Annotated in this window: 14 protein-coding genes; 9 read left to right on the forward strand and 5 right to left on the reverse strand. The window is 63.6% G+C overall.

What is annotated here, in order from left to right:
- Positions 1 to 61 precede the first annotated feature (61 nt).
- Positions 62 to 1,591 carry a carboxylesterase/lipase family protein gene (locus NQV15_RS08750; RefSeq protein WP_232399436.1) on the forward strand — a complete coding sequence of 510 codons (1,530 nt, stop codon included), beginning with the start codon at positions 62 to 64 and terminating at the stop codon, positions 1,589 to 1,591.
- A 79-nt stretch (positions 1,592 to 1,670) separates the two neighbouring features.
- On the opposite strand, the gene NQV15_RS08755 is transcribed toward NQV15_RS08750, so the two are convergent.
- From NQV15_RS08755 to NQV15_RS08765, 3 genes are read right to left on the reverse strand one after another with little or no spacing between them, the layout of a single operon-like run.
- Positions 1,671 to 3,452, reverse strand: coding sequence for a CocE/NonD family hydrolase (locus NQV15_RS08755; protein WP_257125112.1), 1,782 nt, complete (start codon positions 3,450 to 3,452; stop codon positions 1,671 to 1,673).
- Between the two features lie 45 nt (positions 3,453 to 3,497).
- Positions 3,498 to 5,222, reverse strand: coding sequence for an AMP-binding protein (locus NQV15_RS08760; protein WP_232399438.1), 1,725 nt, complete (start codon positions 5,220 to 5,222; stop codon positions 3,498 to 3,500).
- 3 nt (positions 5,223 to 5,225) lie between these two features.
- Entirely contained in the window at positions 5,226 to 6,119 is an 894-nt protein-coding gene (locus NQV15_RS08765) for a helix-turn-helix transcriptional regulator (protein WP_232399439.1), read from the reverse strand.
- A 178-nt stretch (positions 6,120 to 6,297) separates the two neighbouring features.
- On the opposite strand from NQV15_RS08765, the gene NQV15_RS08770 reads away from it, so the two are divergent.
- The 5 genes from NQV15_RS08770 (at position 6,298) to NQV15_RS08790 (ending at position 10,867) form a co-directional block, all read left to right on the forward strand.
- Positions 6,298 to 7,278, forward strand: a complete 981-nt coding sequence (locus NQV15_RS08770; protein WP_232399440.1) for an SDR family NAD(P)-dependent oxidoreductase — start codon at positions 6,298 to 6,300, stop codon at positions 7,276 to 7,278.
- A 234-nt stretch (positions 7,279 to 7,512) separates the two neighbouring features.
- Positions 7,513 to 8,439, forward strand: coding sequence for an alpha/beta hydrolase (locus NQV15_RS08775; RefSeq protein ID WP_257125113.1), 927 nt, complete (start codon positions 7,513 to 7,515; stop codon positions 8,437 to 8,439).
- A 51-nt stretch (positions 8,440 to 8,490) separates the two neighbouring features.
- A complete protein-coding gene (locus tag NQV15_RS08780) occupies positions 8,491 to 9,243 on the forward strand; it encodes an SDR family NAD(P)-dependent oxidoreductase (protein WP_232399442.1) in 753 nt (250 codons plus the stop codon).
- 11 nt (positions 9,244 to 9,254) lie between these two features.
- The gene (locus NQV15_RS08785) at positions 9,255 to 9,836 is read left to right on the forward strand and encodes an adenylate kinase (protein ID WP_232399443.1); all 582 of its coding nucleotides are present in this window, start codon (positions 9,255 to 9,257) and stop codon (positions 9,834 to 9,836) included.
- Positions 9,837 to 9,850: 14 nt separating this feature from the next.
- A complete protein-coding gene (locus NQV15_RS08790) occupies positions 9,851 to 10,867 on the forward strand; it encodes an alpha/beta hydrolase (protein ID WP_232399444.1) in 1,017 nt (338 codons plus the stop codon).
- 15 nt (positions 10,868 to 10,882) lie between these two features.
- Here the strand turns inward: NQV15_RS08790 and NQV15_RS08795 are convergent, their stop codons facing one another.
- Positions 10,883 to 11,986 carry a helix-turn-helix domain-containing protein gene (locus NQV15_RS08795; RefSeq protein WP_232399445.1) on the reverse strand — a complete coding sequence of 368 codons (1,104 nt, stop codon included), beginning with the start codon at positions 11,984 to 11,986 and terminating at the stop codon, positions 10,883 to 10,885.
- Positions 11,987 to 12,189: 203 nt separating this feature from the next.
- On the opposite strand from NQV15_RS08795, the gene NQV15_RS08800 reads away from it, so the two are divergent.
- The 3 genes from NQV15_RS08800 to NQV15_RS08810 all read left to right on the forward strand — a co-directional run bounded on the left by NQV15_RS08800 (position 12,190) and on the right by NQV15_RS08810 (position 15,864).
- Positions 12,190 to 13,215: an alpha/beta hydrolase gene (locus NQV15_RS08800; protein ID WP_232399446.1), complete on the forward strand. Its 1,026-nt coding sequence runs from the start codon at positions 12,190 to 12,192 to the stop codon at positions 13,213 to 13,215.
- A gap of 99 nt (positions 13,216 to 13,314) precedes the next feature.
- The gene (locus NQV15_RS08805) at positions 13,315 to 14,754 is read left to right on the forward strand and encodes an MFS transporter (protein ID WP_232399447.1); all 1,440 of its coding nucleotides are present in this window, start codon (positions 13,315 to 13,317) and stop codon (positions 14,752 to 14,754) included.
- Positions 14,755 to 14,850: 96 nt separating this feature from the next.
- Positions 14,851 to 15,864 carry an alpha/beta hydrolase gene (locus NQV15_RS08810; protein WP_232399448.1) on the forward strand — a complete coding sequence of 338 codons (1,014 nt, stop codon included), beginning with the start codon at positions 14,851 to 14,853 and terminating at the stop codon, positions 15,862 to 15,864.
- A 441-nt stretch (positions 15,865 to 16,305) separates the two neighbouring features.
- Here the strand turns inward: NQV15_RS08810 and NQV15_RS08815 are convergent, their stop codons facing one another.
- Complete coding sequence (locus NQV15_RS08815) at positions 16,306 to 16,860, reverse strand: hypothetical protein (RefSeq protein ID WP_232399449.1); 555 nt, start codon at positions 16,858 to 16,860, stop codon at positions 16,306 to 16,308.
- Positions 16,861 to 17,117: the final 257 nt, after the last annotated feature.

Raw genomic sequence — 17,117 nt, forward strand, 5'->3', positions numbered from 1 at the left:
GAGATGGCGCGCTGGTGATGCGAGGACTGCGTGTATCCATCTCACGAACAAGGATCATGCGATGACTGGGCTGACCGAGACCGTTGAAACCACGCACGGAAGGATCCAGGGGACGTTCGAAAGCAACGGCGTGCGGGTGTTTCGAGGGGTTCCCTACGGAGCAGACACCGGGGGTGCGAATCGCTTCTTGCCGCCGAAGAGCCCAGAGCCCTGGACCGGGGTGCGCGAGGCAACAACGTTCGGGCCGGCATGCCCAACGGACCCGAGCGCGGCTGCGGACGGTAGTCAGCTGGGTCTCGATCTGTTCAACGAGGCGGCCCAGGAAATCCTCGACGAGGACTGTCTCACCCTCAACGTGTGGACACCCAGTACAACAGACGACGCTCGTAGACCGGTCATGGTCTGGTTCCATGGAGGAGCGTTCGCGATCGGGAGCGGACACGACGCCCCCTATCACGGATATGCGATTGCCCGCCGCGATGATGCGGTCGTCGTCTCCATCACGCATCGGTTGAACATCTTCGGGCACCTTTACCTTGGTGACGCATTCGGCGATGAATATCGAAGCTCCGGTAACGTCGGGATGTTGGATCTGGCCGCGGGGCTTGCATGGGTCCGTGACAACATCGCGGCCTTCGGTGGCGACCCGCAAAACGTGACAATTTTCGGATCGTCGGGAGGCGGCGCCAAGATCGCGTTCTCCATGGCGATGCCGGCTTTCGACGGCCTGTACCGCAGGGCCATCATTCAAAGCGGCCACGACCTGTGGAAGCACAACAGTCCTGAAGCGGCGAAGGGGTTCTCCCAGCTCGTGCTGGACCAGTTGGGTATCGCCACGGGAGAAGCTCACAAGTTGCGAGAGCTGTCGACTGATGACCTCACCGCAGCCTGCACGGTGGCCGCCAGGGCGATGGTGAGAGACCCAGCTGCTGGCGCCACGCCGTCTGTGAATTGGGACTGGTTCTGTCCCGTCATTGATGGGGTCGACATTCCGCAGCATCCGCAAGCGGCTATCGCGTCGGGGTCGAGGAGCGACGTCGATCTGATGATCGGTAGTGCCAGGTTCGACCATTGGAACGGCCTGGCCGAAATCGATCACGGTCTGGGCCACCCGCGTACCTTCGGAACGATGACCGACGACGACTTGAGGGAGGCGCTTCGGCCCGCGATCGGAGAGTCGACGAACACGATCGTGGACGTTTACCGAGCAGAGAACCCGTTCGTGCCGGCCTCCATTCTCTACGCCACGATCGTCACCGACCGCGACTGGCGTGTGCCGTCCATCCGGCTGGCCGAGGCCAAGATCGCGGGCGGCGGTTCTGCCCCACGGGTCTACTTCGACAAGACCGCGCAGGTACCAGAGATCATCTTCGACAACTTGCCGCGGGTTGGTGCGGCGCCTGGCCTGCTGTCTCAGGTAGGGCCAGCCTGGGCAGGGTTCGTGCGGGCCGGAGATCCGAACCACGACGACATGCCGAACTGGCCGCGCTACTCGCTCGAAGACCGCTCGACGATGGTGCTCGATTTCGAAACGCTGGTGGAAGATGATCCGCACGGAACTGAGCGGACCGTCTGGATCGGGATTCGTTAGCGCGTTGGATGCCCTTGCCACCTCACCGTGTCGATGATGTGGCCAGGGCGAGCCGGTCATAGTGTTCGATCGACCGGCTTCACTGCCGGTCAATGATGGGAAGCACGAGCCTCGACGGATGCGACGGGCCGTGGAGCACCGAGTTGTCGGCAACGATGGCCTCCGCCGCGGACTCCGCGGCGATATGCCCTCCCGTGTTGGTGTTGCGGTCGTAGCGCGGGAAGTTGCTCCCAGCGATCTCCACACGAATCTGGTGACCAGGGAGAAACACGTTGCTGGTGCATCCGACCTCAACGGTGATCTCGTAGGTCTCGCCCGGAGTAGCCAGGGATGGGCTCTCCAACGAGTCTCGATAGCGCAAACGGAGCATGCCCTCCGTCAAGAGGATCGCCCTGCCATCGGGATATACGTCAACAAGCTTTGCGTGGAAGTCCGTGTCACGTGCTGACGTCTGGACGTGCAGGCGGATCTCGACCGCACCGGTCACCTCAATCGGGTCGTCCAGCGGACTCGTCGAATAGCACAGCACGTCGCCTCGCTGCTCGATCTCGGCCTGATTGGCCGGGCCGGTTGGCTGGTACTCCCCGGAGTGGAAAAGACTCCGGCCGCCCCGCGTCAGAACCGGATCTTGGGGATCGCAGACGAACATGTCGATCCCGTCTGCCGCAGGATCTGCGGAGGAGAGCTTTCCGTCGCCGTTGACCGAACGTGCCCCGGAGGTGCTGGACAGAAAATAGTCAACGTACTTCGTGTCAGGAAGGGGCCACGACAGCTCGTCGCGCCATTCGTTGATGCCCATCACGAACAACTTCACTGGCGCGACGCCATCCAGCGAATCCTTCTTCTCACGAAGCCAACGATCGTAGAAGGCGACGAATGTCGTCGAGAGATCCATCATTGAGGCGTCTCCCCGATGGGTGAATGAACGATCGGGATACCGGCCCTCTGTGTATCCGTGATGCCACGGACCAACGACGAGTCGGCTCCCGCCACGCACGTCTTCAGATGCTCCCGATTCCCTCAAGCGCTGGAAAGCGCCGAGGTCGACATTGCAGAACAGGTCGTACCATCCGGTGATGATCAGCGCGGGCACCTGGATCTGGTCGATGCGATCGGCAGCTCCGTGGTTTTGCCAGTAGTCGTCGCGAGCGGGATGATCGGCCCATGCTGCCCACCACGGCGACTCTTGGAAGGCGGGCGCGTCGCGCCAGGGCATGCTCTCAAGTGATTCCTTTGGTTCGGCCACCTCGGACACGAGGTTCTCGACTCGAGCCTCGAGTGCGGGCCGCTCTGCGTCTGGCGCGCTGGTCAAGCTCCGCGCCACTAGTGCCGCCGTCTGCGCTGCCGTCCACATGTGGGCGGTGTTCAACGAGAACCCTCCACCGGCGGAGTACCACCCACCTTTGTAGCGGTCTGCCGATGAGGTGACGGGCGCGATGGCGCGTAGTCCTTCGGCACCTTCGTACGCGGCGTCCCACTGGACGAATCCGTCAAACGAGCTGCCGAACATTCCGGTCGACCCGTCCGACCAGTCTTGACGAGTGACCCAATCGATGGTGTCCGGGCCGTCAGTCCGGTCGTTCAGCGATGGCACGAACTCGCCCTCGGAGTCGCCTGTTCCGCGGAGGTCTTGATGAATGACCGCATATCCGGCGTCCAGCAGCCGGAAGATAGAAGGCGTCAGCGGTTCAGAAAAGTTGATCAACAGTCGGCGGTCGTACGGCGTGCGGTGGATGAGGGTCGGAAATCGACCTTCTTCACGGGGCAACCACACCTCGGTGGCGAGGCGCACGCCGTCGCGCATGGGGACCTGTTCGGTCCAGCGGGGTGAAACGACCCGTTTGCCGTGTGCCATGTCCATCAAGCCGACCTTTCGTTGGCTGGAAACTGTGCTGATCGAGGCGATCTACTGGGGCGCGCGAAGCGCTGGGAACTGGTCGTCTCGCCACTCGAGTGCGCCAGCCCCCGCGGTCTCAGCCAATGTCTCCTCGCGCCCGCGAAGCTCAACCCGCCGAATCTTTCCGGAGATGGTCTTCGGCAGCTCGAAGAACTCGACGCGACGGACCCGCAGGTATGGCGGGAGCTTCTCACGCGCGTGCTTCAGGATCTCGAAGGCCGTCTGCTCATTCGGTTCGAAGCCGGCGGCCAGGGCGATGTACGCCTTGGGCACGGCGAGCCGGACGGCATCCGGTGCCGGGACAACTGCGGCCTCGGCGACGGCCGGGTGCTCGATCAGCACGCTCTCGAGTTCGAAGGGGCTGACCTTGTAGTCCGAGGACTTGAAGACGTCGTCGGTGCGGCCCACGTAGGTGATGTAGCCGTCCTCGTCCATAACTGCGATGTCGCCAGTGTGGTAGACGCCCCCCGCCATGGCAGCTGCATTGCGCTCGGGGTCGCCGAGGTAACCGGTCATCAGGGAGAGGGGGCGCCCTCCTGCATCTTCAAGGTCGAGGCAGATCTCTCCTTCTCGGCCCGCCTCGACCACTCGCTCGCCGGACGTCGGGTCGATCAGCACAACGGGAACTCCCGGCAGCGGCTGACCCATCGAACCCGGCTTCAGGACGGCGCCGGGCAGGTTGCCAATCGCCGCGGTCATCTCTGTCTGACCGAATCCATCGCGAAGTACGAGACCCCAAGCGCGCTGAACCTGCGAAATGACCTCTGGATTCAGCGGCTCGCCCGCGCCGATGATCTCGCGGAGCGCTGCGGGGCGGTCTCCGAGATCTGCACCGATCAGCATCCGCCACACGGTGGGCGGCGCGCAGAAGGTCGACACCTCACTGCCGCGTAGCTGGGCAACCAGCGCGGCTGCATCGAAGCGCTCGTAGTTGAAGATGAAGATCGTGGCCTCGGCGATCCACGGCGCAAAGAAGCACGACCATGCGTGCTTCGCCCAGCCGGGGGAGGAGATGTTCAGGTGGACGTCTCCCGGGCGAAGGCCGAGCCAGTACATCGTGGTCAGGTGACCGACCGGGTAGGAGATCTGGGTGTGCTCGACCAGCTTAGGACGGCTCGTAGTGCCTGAGGTGAAGTAGAGCAGCAGTCGATCATCTGGCGCCGTCCCGGGATGATCCAGCGGCATATCGTCAAAGACGTAGCTGTCGTGCAGATTCAGCCAACCGTCGCTTGCCCCGACCGCGATGCGAGTCAATGTGGCATTGGTGCCATCGAATTTCGCGATATCCGCGACGTTGCAGATGACGTGCTTCGCCTCGCCCCGCTCAACTCGGTCGACCAGCTCGCTCGTACCGGCGGCGGTCGTGGTCGGCATGATGACAGCGCCGAGCTTCATGACGGCCAACATCGATTCCCACAGCTCCACCTGATTGCCGAGCATCAGGATGACGGAGTCACCGCGGCGTACGCCGTGCACCGACAGCCACCGCGCCAGCGCATTGGACCGTCGCCGCATCTGATCGAATGAGACCTCCAGTCGTGACGAATCCTCCTCGACGATGATCAGGGCGGCCCGGTCGTTCCCCTCGGCAATGCGGTCGAACCAGTCGACGGCCCAGTTGAAGCGGGGACCGACGGACGGCCAGGCGAACTCGTCCGCAGCACGCTGGTGTTGGCCCGCCAGCTCGACCAGCTGGTCACGGGCAGCGCGATAGTTCTGAAAGTTGATCGACATGGCTCACAGTTTTGAGTGCTGCGTCACATCCAGGCACCCCCAAATGGGGGAATCTCGCTGATCGACGAGTAGACCAGCTGAGCGTGCTGCGTGGACGGCTGCGCCGCGGCTGCCAGCATTCAGCTTCTGCATAGCGGACCGCACATATGACTTGATCGTCTCGGGCCCGAGACCGAGTTCGGCGGCGATCATCACGTTGGTCGCGCCCGTACTGACGAGCTGGAGGGTCTGGAGCTCACGGGCCGAAAGAACCGCGGTGCGGGCCTGTGTCTTCGGATGCTGCACGGTGGCCAAGGAGTCGTAGACGCGAGAGAGTCGGCGATGCAACGTCGGGTCGGTAGTGGTCTGAAGAATGTCTGCCAGTTCGGAGAGTGCCTTCTGTAGATCTCGCTGTCCGCGAGGGGCTGCCGGTTGCGGACCGCTCTGTGCATCGCGTTCGAGCAGGGAGGCCACAGCCTGAGCGGCCCGGATGGAACGATCGCTGATCGAGTGGCCGTCACGCACGGCGCCGTAGATGACGGCTTCGACGGTGCCCTCGATGACGATGGGCACCGCCAGGATCGACGTGAGCTGCTCGATCCCGACCACGGTGGGGTCGAACTGGTGAGTGATGGTGTCGGCGGATGCGTAATCGCGGACGAGCTCGAGCTTCCGGGAGGCAAGAACGGCGCCCCCGAGGCCGTGCCCTTCAGGAACGATCAGCTGGCTCAGTGAGTGCCCGTAGGTTCCCATCAGTCGACCGATCGTGAGTTCGCGACGCCGTCCGCAGTCGCGCACGGTTCCGCCGAAGACTACGGGGAGGCCGCTTGCTTGACGCAGGCGCTGAAGGCGCTCGGGCAACAGGGATTCCACACGTCCTGCGGGCGTGTGTGCCTGGTGCATCGTGCGTTCCTCCATCGATTAGTCGTGACTCTTATCAACGGTGATTCCTCAGATCCGATCGCACCACCCGCCGGACGGCGGGCAGGTGCCGCCGCCAGGCGGGTAGAACCCTCTAGCCGGGGCCTGTTGCATAGGCAGGCGGGTTAGACGTGTGCAAGTAGCGTCCTCAAATCAGCAGGAAAGGCTTCCCATCATGATCAGGTTCGACGGACAAGTAGCGATCGTCACCGGAGCGGGACGAGGAATGGGGCGCGTGACAGCGATGTCCCTGGCCGCTCGCGGCGCCAAGGTGGTGGTGAACGATTTCGGCGGCGACTGGTCGGCCATCGGGGAAGGTACGTCTGAGGTCGCTGAAGCAGTGGCTGAGGAGATTCGCGCCAGTGGCGGCGAGGCCATCTCCGACGGGAACAGCGTCGGCACGGGGGATGCTGCGACCGCGATCGTCAACAAGGCGATCGAAACATGGGGCCGCGTGGACGTGCTCGTCAACAACGCCGGCGGAACTGTCGTCGGCGACGTCCACGAGTTCGAGGACGACGAGATCATGGGCGTCCTCGGGTCGAACTTGCTCGGTCCCTACATGTTGACCCGTCGTTGCTGGCCGCACTTTCAGTCGCAGAAGTACGGACGCGTCGTCAACGTTCTGTCCTCGGGCATGCTCGGTCAGGCACAGACCGTCCCTTACGCAGCCGGCAAGGCGGGTCTGTTCGGATTGACGACGGGCAGTGCCGTCGACGGACGCGACCACAACATCCTGGTGAACGGCATTCTCCCCTTTGGCCGCTCCCGTCTCACGGATGCCGATGATCCCGCCGCCGCTCGGTGGGCCGCCACCTACTTCAAGCCCGAGCTGGTGGCCGAGGCGACTACGTATCTCGCCAGCGGTACGAACACCGCGGTCACGGGGCAGTTCTTCAGCGTCGGGGCGGGGCGGGTCGCGAAGGTCGCCTTTTACAACGCAGAGGGCTTCCATCACCCAGAGCTGACTGCGGAGATCCTCGGGGAGAACATCGAAGCTGCGCAGGAGATGTCTGACGCGGTCATGGTGGAGTCCTCATGGGATGACAACAGGCGCTTTCTCACAGTTGCACCGTGGACAGGCGGTACGCAGAACGGCTGGGAACAGTCTGATGTCACGCGTGCGCGTCTCGAAGCGGAAACGGCAACCCAGTAGGCAATACGAGCGCGCCACCCGCCGTCCGGCGGGTTGCCGCCGCCGCTGGGCGGGTGGTTGATACACGCTCAAACCGAGACCCTTGAAGCACCGACACATCTCTAGACCGATCGGAAGACGCTGGTGGTCTCTCAGCTTCAACGGCACTTACCGGAACAGTCGTCGACGGCACCCGAGGAGCACGTTAGTTCTCCTCCTCCGCCTTTCGACATCGAATGTGCCGCGGCGCTCGAGGTGGTCCAGTCGCCGCACCTGTTTGCCGAGCCGCTGACGCTCGACAAGATCGCCCACGTCAGGCAACACGACGCCGACAGCCATCCGTCGAACACGGTGCTGGAATGTCAGGGTCGATATCGGATCCACGAGCAGCTGGCCCCCGGGGTGTCGAGCGACCCCGATGTTCCGATGCTCGTCTGTGAGCGCACCTCCAGTCCGGTGCCGACGCCAGTCATGTACTTCATTCACGGCGGAGGGATGATCGTCGGCACCCGGCGCTCGGAGCTGGATGTGATGATCGCCCTGGCAGATCAGGCAGGCGCGGCACTGGTGTCCGTCGAGTACCGGCTCGCGCCCGAGCATCCGGACCCCGCTCCGATCAACGACTGTTGGGCCGGGCTCCACTGGCTCGTCGACAACGCACATGAGTTCAACATCGACCCGGGTCGAATCGTTCTCTATGGTGCAAGTGCCGGCGGAGGTCTTGCCGCCGGGCTCGCCTTGATGTGCCGCGATCGTCAGGGTCCGGAGCTGATCGGGCAGATGCTCGTGTGCCCGATGCTGGACGAGGGCAACGACTCCACCTCGGCCATCCAGTTCTCGGGTCGTGGTGCCTGGTATCGCGAGACCAACGAGATGGCGTGGTCCGCACTGTTGGGAGATCGCCGACGGACCGCCAGCGTGTCGCACTATGCCTCGCCAGCCTACGCACAAGACCTGGCCGATCTACCGCCCGCGTTCATCGACGTCGGGTCGGCTGAAGTTTTCCGCGACGAGGCCGTCGCCTACGCATCTCGACTCTGGGCATCTGGAGGTCGCGCTGAGCTGCACGTATGGCCGGGTGGCTTCCACGGCTATGACTTCGTCGCACCCTCGGCGTCCATATCTCGGGCCACAGTGCACGCGCGAGTTGATTGGCTACATCGACTTCTCAGCCAGTTTTGACCAAGCAGACCTATCAGCACGAGCGACAGACGCTCGGGCACAGCACAGAAAGTGAGTGACACCATGGGAAAACTCGACGGCGCCGTCGCCATCATCACGGGTGGAGCCAGAGGTATGGGGGCGGAACACGTCCGTGGCCTGGTCGCTGAGGGCGCGAAGGTAGTCGTGGCGGACATCCTCGAGCAGGAGGGCCGCGACCTCGCGACGGAGATCGGCGCGAATGCGCTCTTCGTGAAGCTCGATGTGACGAGTGATGAATCGTGGCAGGCCGCAGTTCGTGAGGCGGAGGCACACTTCGGTCCGATCACGATCCTGATCAACAACGCCGGAATCGCCCAGGAAAAGCCGTGGCTCGAGACGACGACGGCCGAGTGGCAGCGCGTGATCGACATCAATCTCACCGGAGCATTCATCGGAATGCGTGAAGTCGTGCCGTCGATGCAGCGGTCGGGCGTCGACGCGGTCATCATCAATGTGTCTTCGGTATCCGGACTGCTCGGTGTCGCAGGGGAGCCAGCCTATGCCGCCTCCAAATGGGGTATGCGCGCCCTGACCAAGGTGGGGGCGCTCGAGTTCGCAGGGTCCGGCATCCGTGTGCTCTCGGTGCACCCAGGGTTCATCGAAACGCCTATGACCGCAGGCGCACCATCCGAGTACTACGACTCCCAACCCATACCCCGTATGGGCCAGTCGGCTGAGGTCACCTCGATGATCGTCTTCTTGGCTGCCGAAGCCACCTTCAGCACAGGCTCTGAGTTCGTTGTCGATGGCGGTGTCGCCCTCGGTGCCCGTTCGACGACGTAGTAGATCGACAGATGAGAGTGCTGATGATGGGACCACCCGGATCCGGGAAGGGGACCCAAGCCATTACGTTGGCCGAGGCGCTGGACGCGCCACACATCTCGACGGGAGATCTGTTTCGGGCGCATGTGCGAGATCAGACCGAACTGGGAAAGATCGTGCAGCTCCACCTCGACCAGGGGTCGTACGTACCGGATGAATTGACCAACGAGATGGTTCGCGAACGACTGGCGCGGCCAGACGCGCAGACCTCCTTCGTCCTGGATGGCTATCCCAGGACCGTCGAGCAGGTCGCCGAGCTCGATCATCTTCTGGCAGCAGATGGTGCCGGGCTGGACGTAGTCGTCGAGCTGACGGTGGATCGAGATGAACTTATCCAGCGTCTGTTGGCTCGAGCCAGGCTGAGTGGTCGTACCGACGACACGGCAGAGGTCATCGAGAGTCGGTTGAATCTCTACTCTCGCGAGACCGCGCCACTGATCGAGGTGTACGAGCAGCGGGATCTGTTGCGCAGGATCGACGGCGTCGGCGATATCGTCGAAATCTCGGGTCGGCTCCAAGCTGCGTTGCTCGAAGTCCACGTCAGCGCTGTGTAAACCAGGTATCCATCATGGGCAAGAAGGGGGTATGCCAGATGACGGATTTTACTCAGGAGTCCGACATACCTCGGCCTCCGTTCGATGCAGACTGCGAGTCTGCCCTCGAAGCCTTGAGCCTCTGGTTTCCCCAACCGTTGACGCTGGAAAGTCTTGCTTTGATGCGTCGCCAAATCGGCGACTGGACTTCGACCGACGCCGAGCTCGAACGGGGTGGGGCGTATCGGGTCGACGAGCTCGTCGCGCCTAGCTGGCATGGCGGACCCGATATGGGCGTCACGGTGTGCATGCCAACCGTTCGAACGGGTCCGGTGCCGGTGCTCTACAACATCCACGGCGGCGGCATGGTGATGGGGGACCGTCGGACCGGACTCGGCGTCACGCTCGACTTCGCGGCACCGGCCGGGCTGGCTGTGGTGTCGATCGAGTACCGGCTGGCACCAGAGCACCCGCATCCCATCCCTGTCGAGGACTGCTACGCAGGGCTGGAGTGGCTTGTAGCTCATGCGGATCAGCTTGGTGTGGATCCTGACAGGATCATCCTCTACGGGAGCAGCGCCGGCGGTGGCCTGGCCGCCGGTGTCGCGCTGATGAGCCGGGACAGGGGAGGCCCCCGACTGTTGGGTCAGGTTCTGTCGTGCCCCATGTTGGATCATCGAAACGACTCCAGCTCCAGCCAGCAGTTCGCGCGCCATGGAACGTGGACCCGCGCGTCGAATGAGATGGCGTGGACAGCGCTGCTAGGCGAAGGGCACCGCGACGTGGAGGCGTCGATATATGCGTCGCCTAGTCGAGCAGCTGACTTGGGCGGTCTTCCGCCGGCATTCATCGATGCGGGGTCCGCAGAAGTCTTCCGAGACGAGGCGACGGCGTTTGCCAGTCGCATCTGGGCGGCTGGCGGCAGCGCCGAACTGCACATCTGGGCGGGCGGATTCCACGGATTCGATGCGGACGTGCCGAATGCGCCGATTTCTCTGGACGCCGTCGACGCTCGTAATGCCTGGATCAGACGTCTGCTTCAAGCAGGGTGACCCGCGAGCTCGGCCTCAGGAAGCCACGCCTGGTGACAACGCCGGCCCACTCAAGGAACTGACCGACTGGTCGGCGGGCTGCTCTGCTGCCGCGTACGGGCCCAGCTGTCTAGCGTTGTGGAGAAGGCGCCGGACCATGAGGGCGGATGACAGTCGAAGGTGACCTGCCACTTCACGAAGCGACCAGCCCAACATCCTCTCCGCATGGGAGATGCGCTCCTGAAGCGTCGAGTGGTGGACCGTTAGTCCGGCAGCTGCTGCGCGGAGACTGCCGTGACACGCGAACGCTTCCAACGTTGCAAGCATCCACGGGGCCGTCGCGGCGGCAGCTTCGAGAGCGGCGATGTCTGGCATTGATGGGGGAGTGTCACCGATGGATCGGGCGAGCAGGATCAGGGAACCGAGCTCGTCGGCGTGAACCAGGCGAGGGCCGGGATCTGCCGCCGTGCCCTCCGCCGTGAAGCAGGCTGCCATCCGGGCTAGCTCGACGGTCTGTGGGAGATCGAGAGCCCTGACTGCTGGGCCGAAACCTCCACGTTGAGTGTCTCGGTCCGCTGGCCGCGGGTGCCAGCCGAGCGGCGCAGCAGCAGGGTGCATAACGTTCAGGTCATCGTCATAGGACGCAAAAACGTTGCACAGGGTCTCGGTGCCGATACCCAGCTGGTGGGCCGCTGCGGCTCGATCCTGCTGCGAGTACGTGGCGTCGAGCAAGACCTCGACGAGCGCCGGATCTTCGCGCTTCGGTCCCGTGCGACTACGCGTGCGATCCAAAACCGCACGTGCCGCGAGCGCACCTCTTTCCAGGACGATCATCTGCACCGGAGGTGCGGGCGTTGGTACGGCAAGCCACATCATGACGCCCTCAGTGACGGTCACTTTCAGCCAGTCGTCATCGGGCGATTCGTAGGGGACTCGAGCGCCGTCGGGCTGGATCAGAATCCGCGATCCACGCTCGACATCTTCCAGACCAGCGCGATGATTCGAGAGGGTCGCCGCGCCTCGCACAACGCTTTCGAGCCCCGCGCGGTTCTCGACCAAAGCGTCGAAGTAGGAAATGACGCGGAGTGCGGCGCCGGCATCGGGGTCTAACGCTTCGAGGCGGCCAGCGAGGATGAGCATCGCACCATCTTAGTGTGACCTCAGTCATGCTCCGGCCTTCGCCCCAACCTTTCCGACAGCCGATCGAGGAATTGTTCGACCCGAGAGCACTCCCCGCCGCGTGGCGGGTAAGTGCCGCCGTCGGGCGGGTACTCGCGTCCGGCTGTGACCCGGATCATAGCCATGGACAAGTGGCTGTAACCGGAAGTGGGGCGGGACGAAGCATGAGTGCCAAGGCAGACGAAGGCGAGCTGCGAATGCCCTCAGTGGCGCGTGGAAATGCCGAGGTCGGTCCGCCGCCGCCATTCGACGCAGAGTGCGTTTCGGCTCTGACGATGGTTCTGGAGATGTATCCCGAGCCCGCGACCGCCGAAAAGCTCCCGCGCATGCGGCAGGCAGCCACCGACAGCGATCCGACTGATGAATCGTTGGAGTGTGGGGGTGCGTTCCGGGTCGAGGAACTGTCGGCACCCGGTCTCAACGGCGCCCCGGACGTTCCGGTGCTGATCTGCACCCCAACTGCCGCAACTCACCGCACGGCCGCCATCTATTACGTGCACGGCGGCGGGATGGTGTGCGGAAATCTCCGCTCTGAGCTCGACTACATGATGGGCACCGCCGAGCGCGAGGGCCTAGCCATCGTCGCTGTCGGCTATCGGGTCGCACCCGAACACCCCGACCCGGCACCCGTGGAGGATTGCTACGCCGGGTTGCTGTGGTTGTTTGCGCAAGCCGAGCGCTTCAATATCGACGCGGAGCGCATCCTCATCGTAGGAATGAGTGCAGGCGGTGGACTTGCCGCCGGCGTGGCGTTGATGGCCCGCGACCGCAACGGTCCAAACCTGATCGGCCAGATGCTGCACAGCCCCATGCTGGACGAGCGTAATGACACCGTCTCGAGTCTTCAGTTCCAGGCTCACGGTTCCTGGACCCGCGAGTCGAACGAGTTCGGCTGGTCTGCTCTGCTCGGCGATCGGCGCCGAAGCGAGTACGTCTCTGCCTATGCGTCGCCGTCACGTGCGGAGACCCTTTCGGGTCTGCCGCCGACCTTCGTCGACGTCGGTTCCGCTGAGGTGTTCCGCGACGAGTCGGTGGACTACGCCAGCCGTCTCTGGGCTGCGGGAGGAATCGCGGAGCTGCACGTCTGGCCCGGCGGATACCACGGCTACGAAGCATTCGCTCCGACCGCAGCGATTTCGCGAGGAGCGCTGGGAGCGCGAAGTGAGTGGCTTCACCGACTTCTGAACTAGCAACCTGCCAGGTGCACATATTGCGCCTGACGTCGAGCAGTACAACCCATGCCCGGGGCACGGGCACTTTCAAGATGTGAAAAATCAGTTGGAGGAATGATGACCGCACAACAGGTTCCATCAGGGGCCGAAGCAAGTGCTGAAGCAAGCGTAGGAACGAAGTACGTGGTGATGACGGTGTCCGCCACGCTGGGCGTGCTTTCCGGGCTTCTATCGGTCATCCTCATCCCACTTCTGCCTGCCTTGCAGACCGAGTTCAAGCTGACGGCCAGCGAAGTCAGCTGGCTCTTCACGCTTCCCATCCTTGTTGCCGGCGGCTCGTCCCTCGTCGTTCCCCGATTGGCGGATCTCATCGGCGATCGCCGCGCGAACGTGGTGACGATGAGTTTCCTCACCGTCGGTTGCTTGATTGCTGGGTTGTTCAAGTCGTTCCCCATGCTCCTGGTCGCTATGTTCTTCATCGGCATCGGCTCGACGGTGTACTTCCTTGGTTTCGCGCTGCTGCGCAGGCATCTGCCGGGTGACAATGCCATCAGAACCGCCGCAGCGATCGTCACTATTGCGACTGGTACCGGCATGACCGCAGGACTCGTGCTTGGCGGTCTACTCACCGAGAAGGTCGACGTCTCGGTCAGCACCATGTACCTCATTCTCGGAGTGTGCGCGGCGCTTGCGACGGTGGCTGCCCACGTCGTGATCCCGCCCGACGAGGGCACGTCCGAGGGATCTCTCGGAATTGCGAGCGTTGCGCTCGGCGTCACCTGGATTGGTGCACTCCTGTTTGGGATGGCGCAAGGCCAGTCGTGGGGTTGGACGGATTGGCGCGTCCTTTCACTGGTCATCGGCGGTCTTGTTCTGGCCGTCATCTGGGTCAGGATCGAACGCCAGTCCGCAACGCCCATCTTCGATGTCGAGACTCTGCAGAACCCCGACATGCGCCGCGCGATGCTTGGTCTTCTCGGATTCGGGCTGGCGAACGTCCCGTTGATGCTCGTCACCCCCTACGTCGCACAGCTGCCCAAGGACATGGGCGGGCTGGGTTTGACCGCTCTGGGCACAGGGCTGCTGCTCGTCCCGTGGAGCATCGCGTACTTGATCGGCGGCGCAGCGGTTGGTCTCATCAAGGTCGGCCCCTATGCGCTGGCCGTGACTGGATTCATCGTCATGGCTCTCTCGTTCACCTCCATGGCTCTGTTTCATGGCTCCATCTGGCAACTGGTCACCGGAGTAGCTGTCTATGGTTTCGCGAGTGCTGTGGCTTCGGCTTCCTGCTACGCAATCGGTCAGGGCGCGGTGCCGGAGCGGCTTGCTGGAATGGCGACGACGATGCTCGGTACCACCCAGGTCGTCGCGAGCTCCATTGCGGGCCCGATCATCGGCGTAATTCTCGCGGCACGCGACGTGCCCGGGATTCCCGGAGTTCCGGCATCCAGCCAATTCACGATCGCGTACCTGATTGCAGCTGCGCTTTCTGTCGCCGCCGCGGTGGCCTGCATGAAGCGGAGCCCTGTCCGGCAGTCGGCCGGTCGCACCGTCTGATGCGTTGACCGGGTGGGTGTCGGCGGGTTTCGAACCCGCCCACACCCTCCCCGGTCCCTTCCTAAAAGCCGAGCAGAATGTGACTTAGGAGTTCGTATGAATAGCCACGGAACAAGGACGCTCGACGAGCCGAGCGCAGGCGCGAAGTTCCCGCCTCCGCCTCCGTTCGATGCGGAGTCCGCTGTCGTTCTCCCGGATGTCATCGAGGCATGGCCCCAGCCGATGGGGCCAGAGGGAATTCCCGCCTTGAGAGTCATGATGGAGAGCTTCGATGCGACGAATGAGATTCTCGAACGTAACGGTGACTACCGTGTCGAGGAGCGCCTTGCGCCCGGTCTGAATGGCGATCCAGACATCCCACTCATCCTTTGTATCCCGACAGCGGCCACCGGTCCCGTCCCGGTTCTCTACAACATGCATGGCGGTGGTCAGGTCTCAGGCACTCATCGGAATGGACTGAGCGCCTCACTTGATCTCGCTGCGCCGCACGGGCTTGCTGTCGTGTCGGTGGACTACCGTCTGGCGCCTGAACATCCTGACCCGGCACCAGTGAACGACTCGTATGCGGGCCTCCTGTGGTTGTCGAAGCATGCGGACGAATTCGGCCTCGACGCAGATCGAATCGTCGTGTTCGGCTCCAGTGGCGGGGGCGGTTTGGCCGCAGGAATTACCCTGATGAGCCGGGATCGTGGCGGACCGGTGATTCTGGCCCAGATGCTCCAGTGCCCCATGTTGGACGATCGGCTGTCGACGATATCCAGCCATCAGCTGACAGAAGCTGGCAACCTCACTCGCGGCTCGGTGGAGACCTGCTGGAACGCTCTCGTCGGTAGCGCGAGAGGTAGCGAGAACGTTTCGCCGTACGCCGCTCCCGCACGCGTTGCTGATCTCTCCGGTCTGCCACCCACATACATCGACGTCGGCTCGGCTGACCCTTTGCGCGATGAGTCGGTCGCCTACGCCAGCACGATCTGGCAATCGGGCGGTATCGCCGAGCTGCACGTGTGGCCCGGGATGTATCACGGATCTGAATTCGAGATACCGACGGCTGCGCTCTCAATTGCCGCGATCAATGCTCGCGAGAACTGGCTGCGCAGGATCCTGAATTGACCGCCAGGCACCGGACTGTCGCAGCGTCAAGCTGATATGAGTGGGCTACGGCAGCCTGTTGGGTATGGCTTGTGATTGTGTAGCCCTCAGACGTCCGCGCACGCGGCGGACGAGCTCGACGAGCTCGCCAATCGCGCTGAGGATCTCGGAGCTATGCCGGACGGGGCTCCTCGTCGCCGACGAGAAGTGTACGAGGATGTCAGCCTTCTCCACGGCGGTCTACGGCAAGTTGAACCCTATGATTAGTGACCGTGTCCCCCCTCGGACACCCAAGAAAAAGTGGCTCTGAACTGCGGAAACGCGGTCGGGGCCACTTTGCATTTTCCTCTGTCCGCCTCCTACGGCGAAGAGGGCTCGTTCCGCTCGGGCGCCGACATCACGAGCCCCGAGTTGCTGGCTCGAGTGAGCGGCTGTCGGCCAGTCTGGCTCGGGCCTGCTTGGCTACTCGTCGCCCTTGATAAAGCTGCAGTCGACTGATCCGGCGCGCTCTTCGGCGGCCACGATGATGCCGTCGCGGCGGATCTCGCACGAGATCACCGTGGTGCGGGTCGACGTCTTCACTCCGATTCCGATGACCGTCGCGTTCGACTCGAAAGTGATGGTGTCGCCCGAGTCCCACGCCGCGCTCATGCGATCGGCGCCTTTCCTGACGACCACGTTGACGGTTTCCGGCGAGTCGACCGTGAGCGTGTAGGTCGCGGACGGGGCCAGGGGTCCCGTGAGGAGGAGCACCGCGGCGATGGTGGCGGCGGGAGCGATCATGGCCAGCACGGACATCACGAATGCGATGACGCGGCCGGGGCGAGCGCCCGGGAATCCTCGCCCCCTGATCGCGAGAACGAGCGCGACCGCACCGAGTACCACGGGCACGATCAGCACGGCCATGCGCGACCAAGACAGGAGCATCCCCATCGCGAAAAACGCGAGAGCGGCAACCGAGAGCCGCACACTCGCCACACGCAGCCCCGACACCGCGAGCATTGGACCTTCGAGCATCGGCTTCCCCCGTTAGAGACGCGACGAGCATAGGCGAGTCATGCACATCGACCCGCGGGGGTCTCTGTCCTGTGGGCGACGAGCGGCCACAGCGTCCAGCTGCCCAACCAAGGGGCTGGGGCGATCAATGTGGCTGATCGGCTCAGCGCGGGCGATCGCGCGGCGGTGGACGGAATCGGGTCCGTCGACCTCATTGGCCCGGCCGATGAGGCGCTCGCCACGGCGGGCGCGGCGACCGCGATGCCAGAGATCTCACC

The sequence above is a fragment of the Aeromicrobium wangtongii genome (genome assembly GCF_024584515.1).
GTDB classification, from domain to species: domain Bacteria; phylum Actinomycetota; class Actinomycetes; order Propionibacteriales; family Nocardioidaceae; genus Aeromicrobium; species Aeromicrobium wangtongii.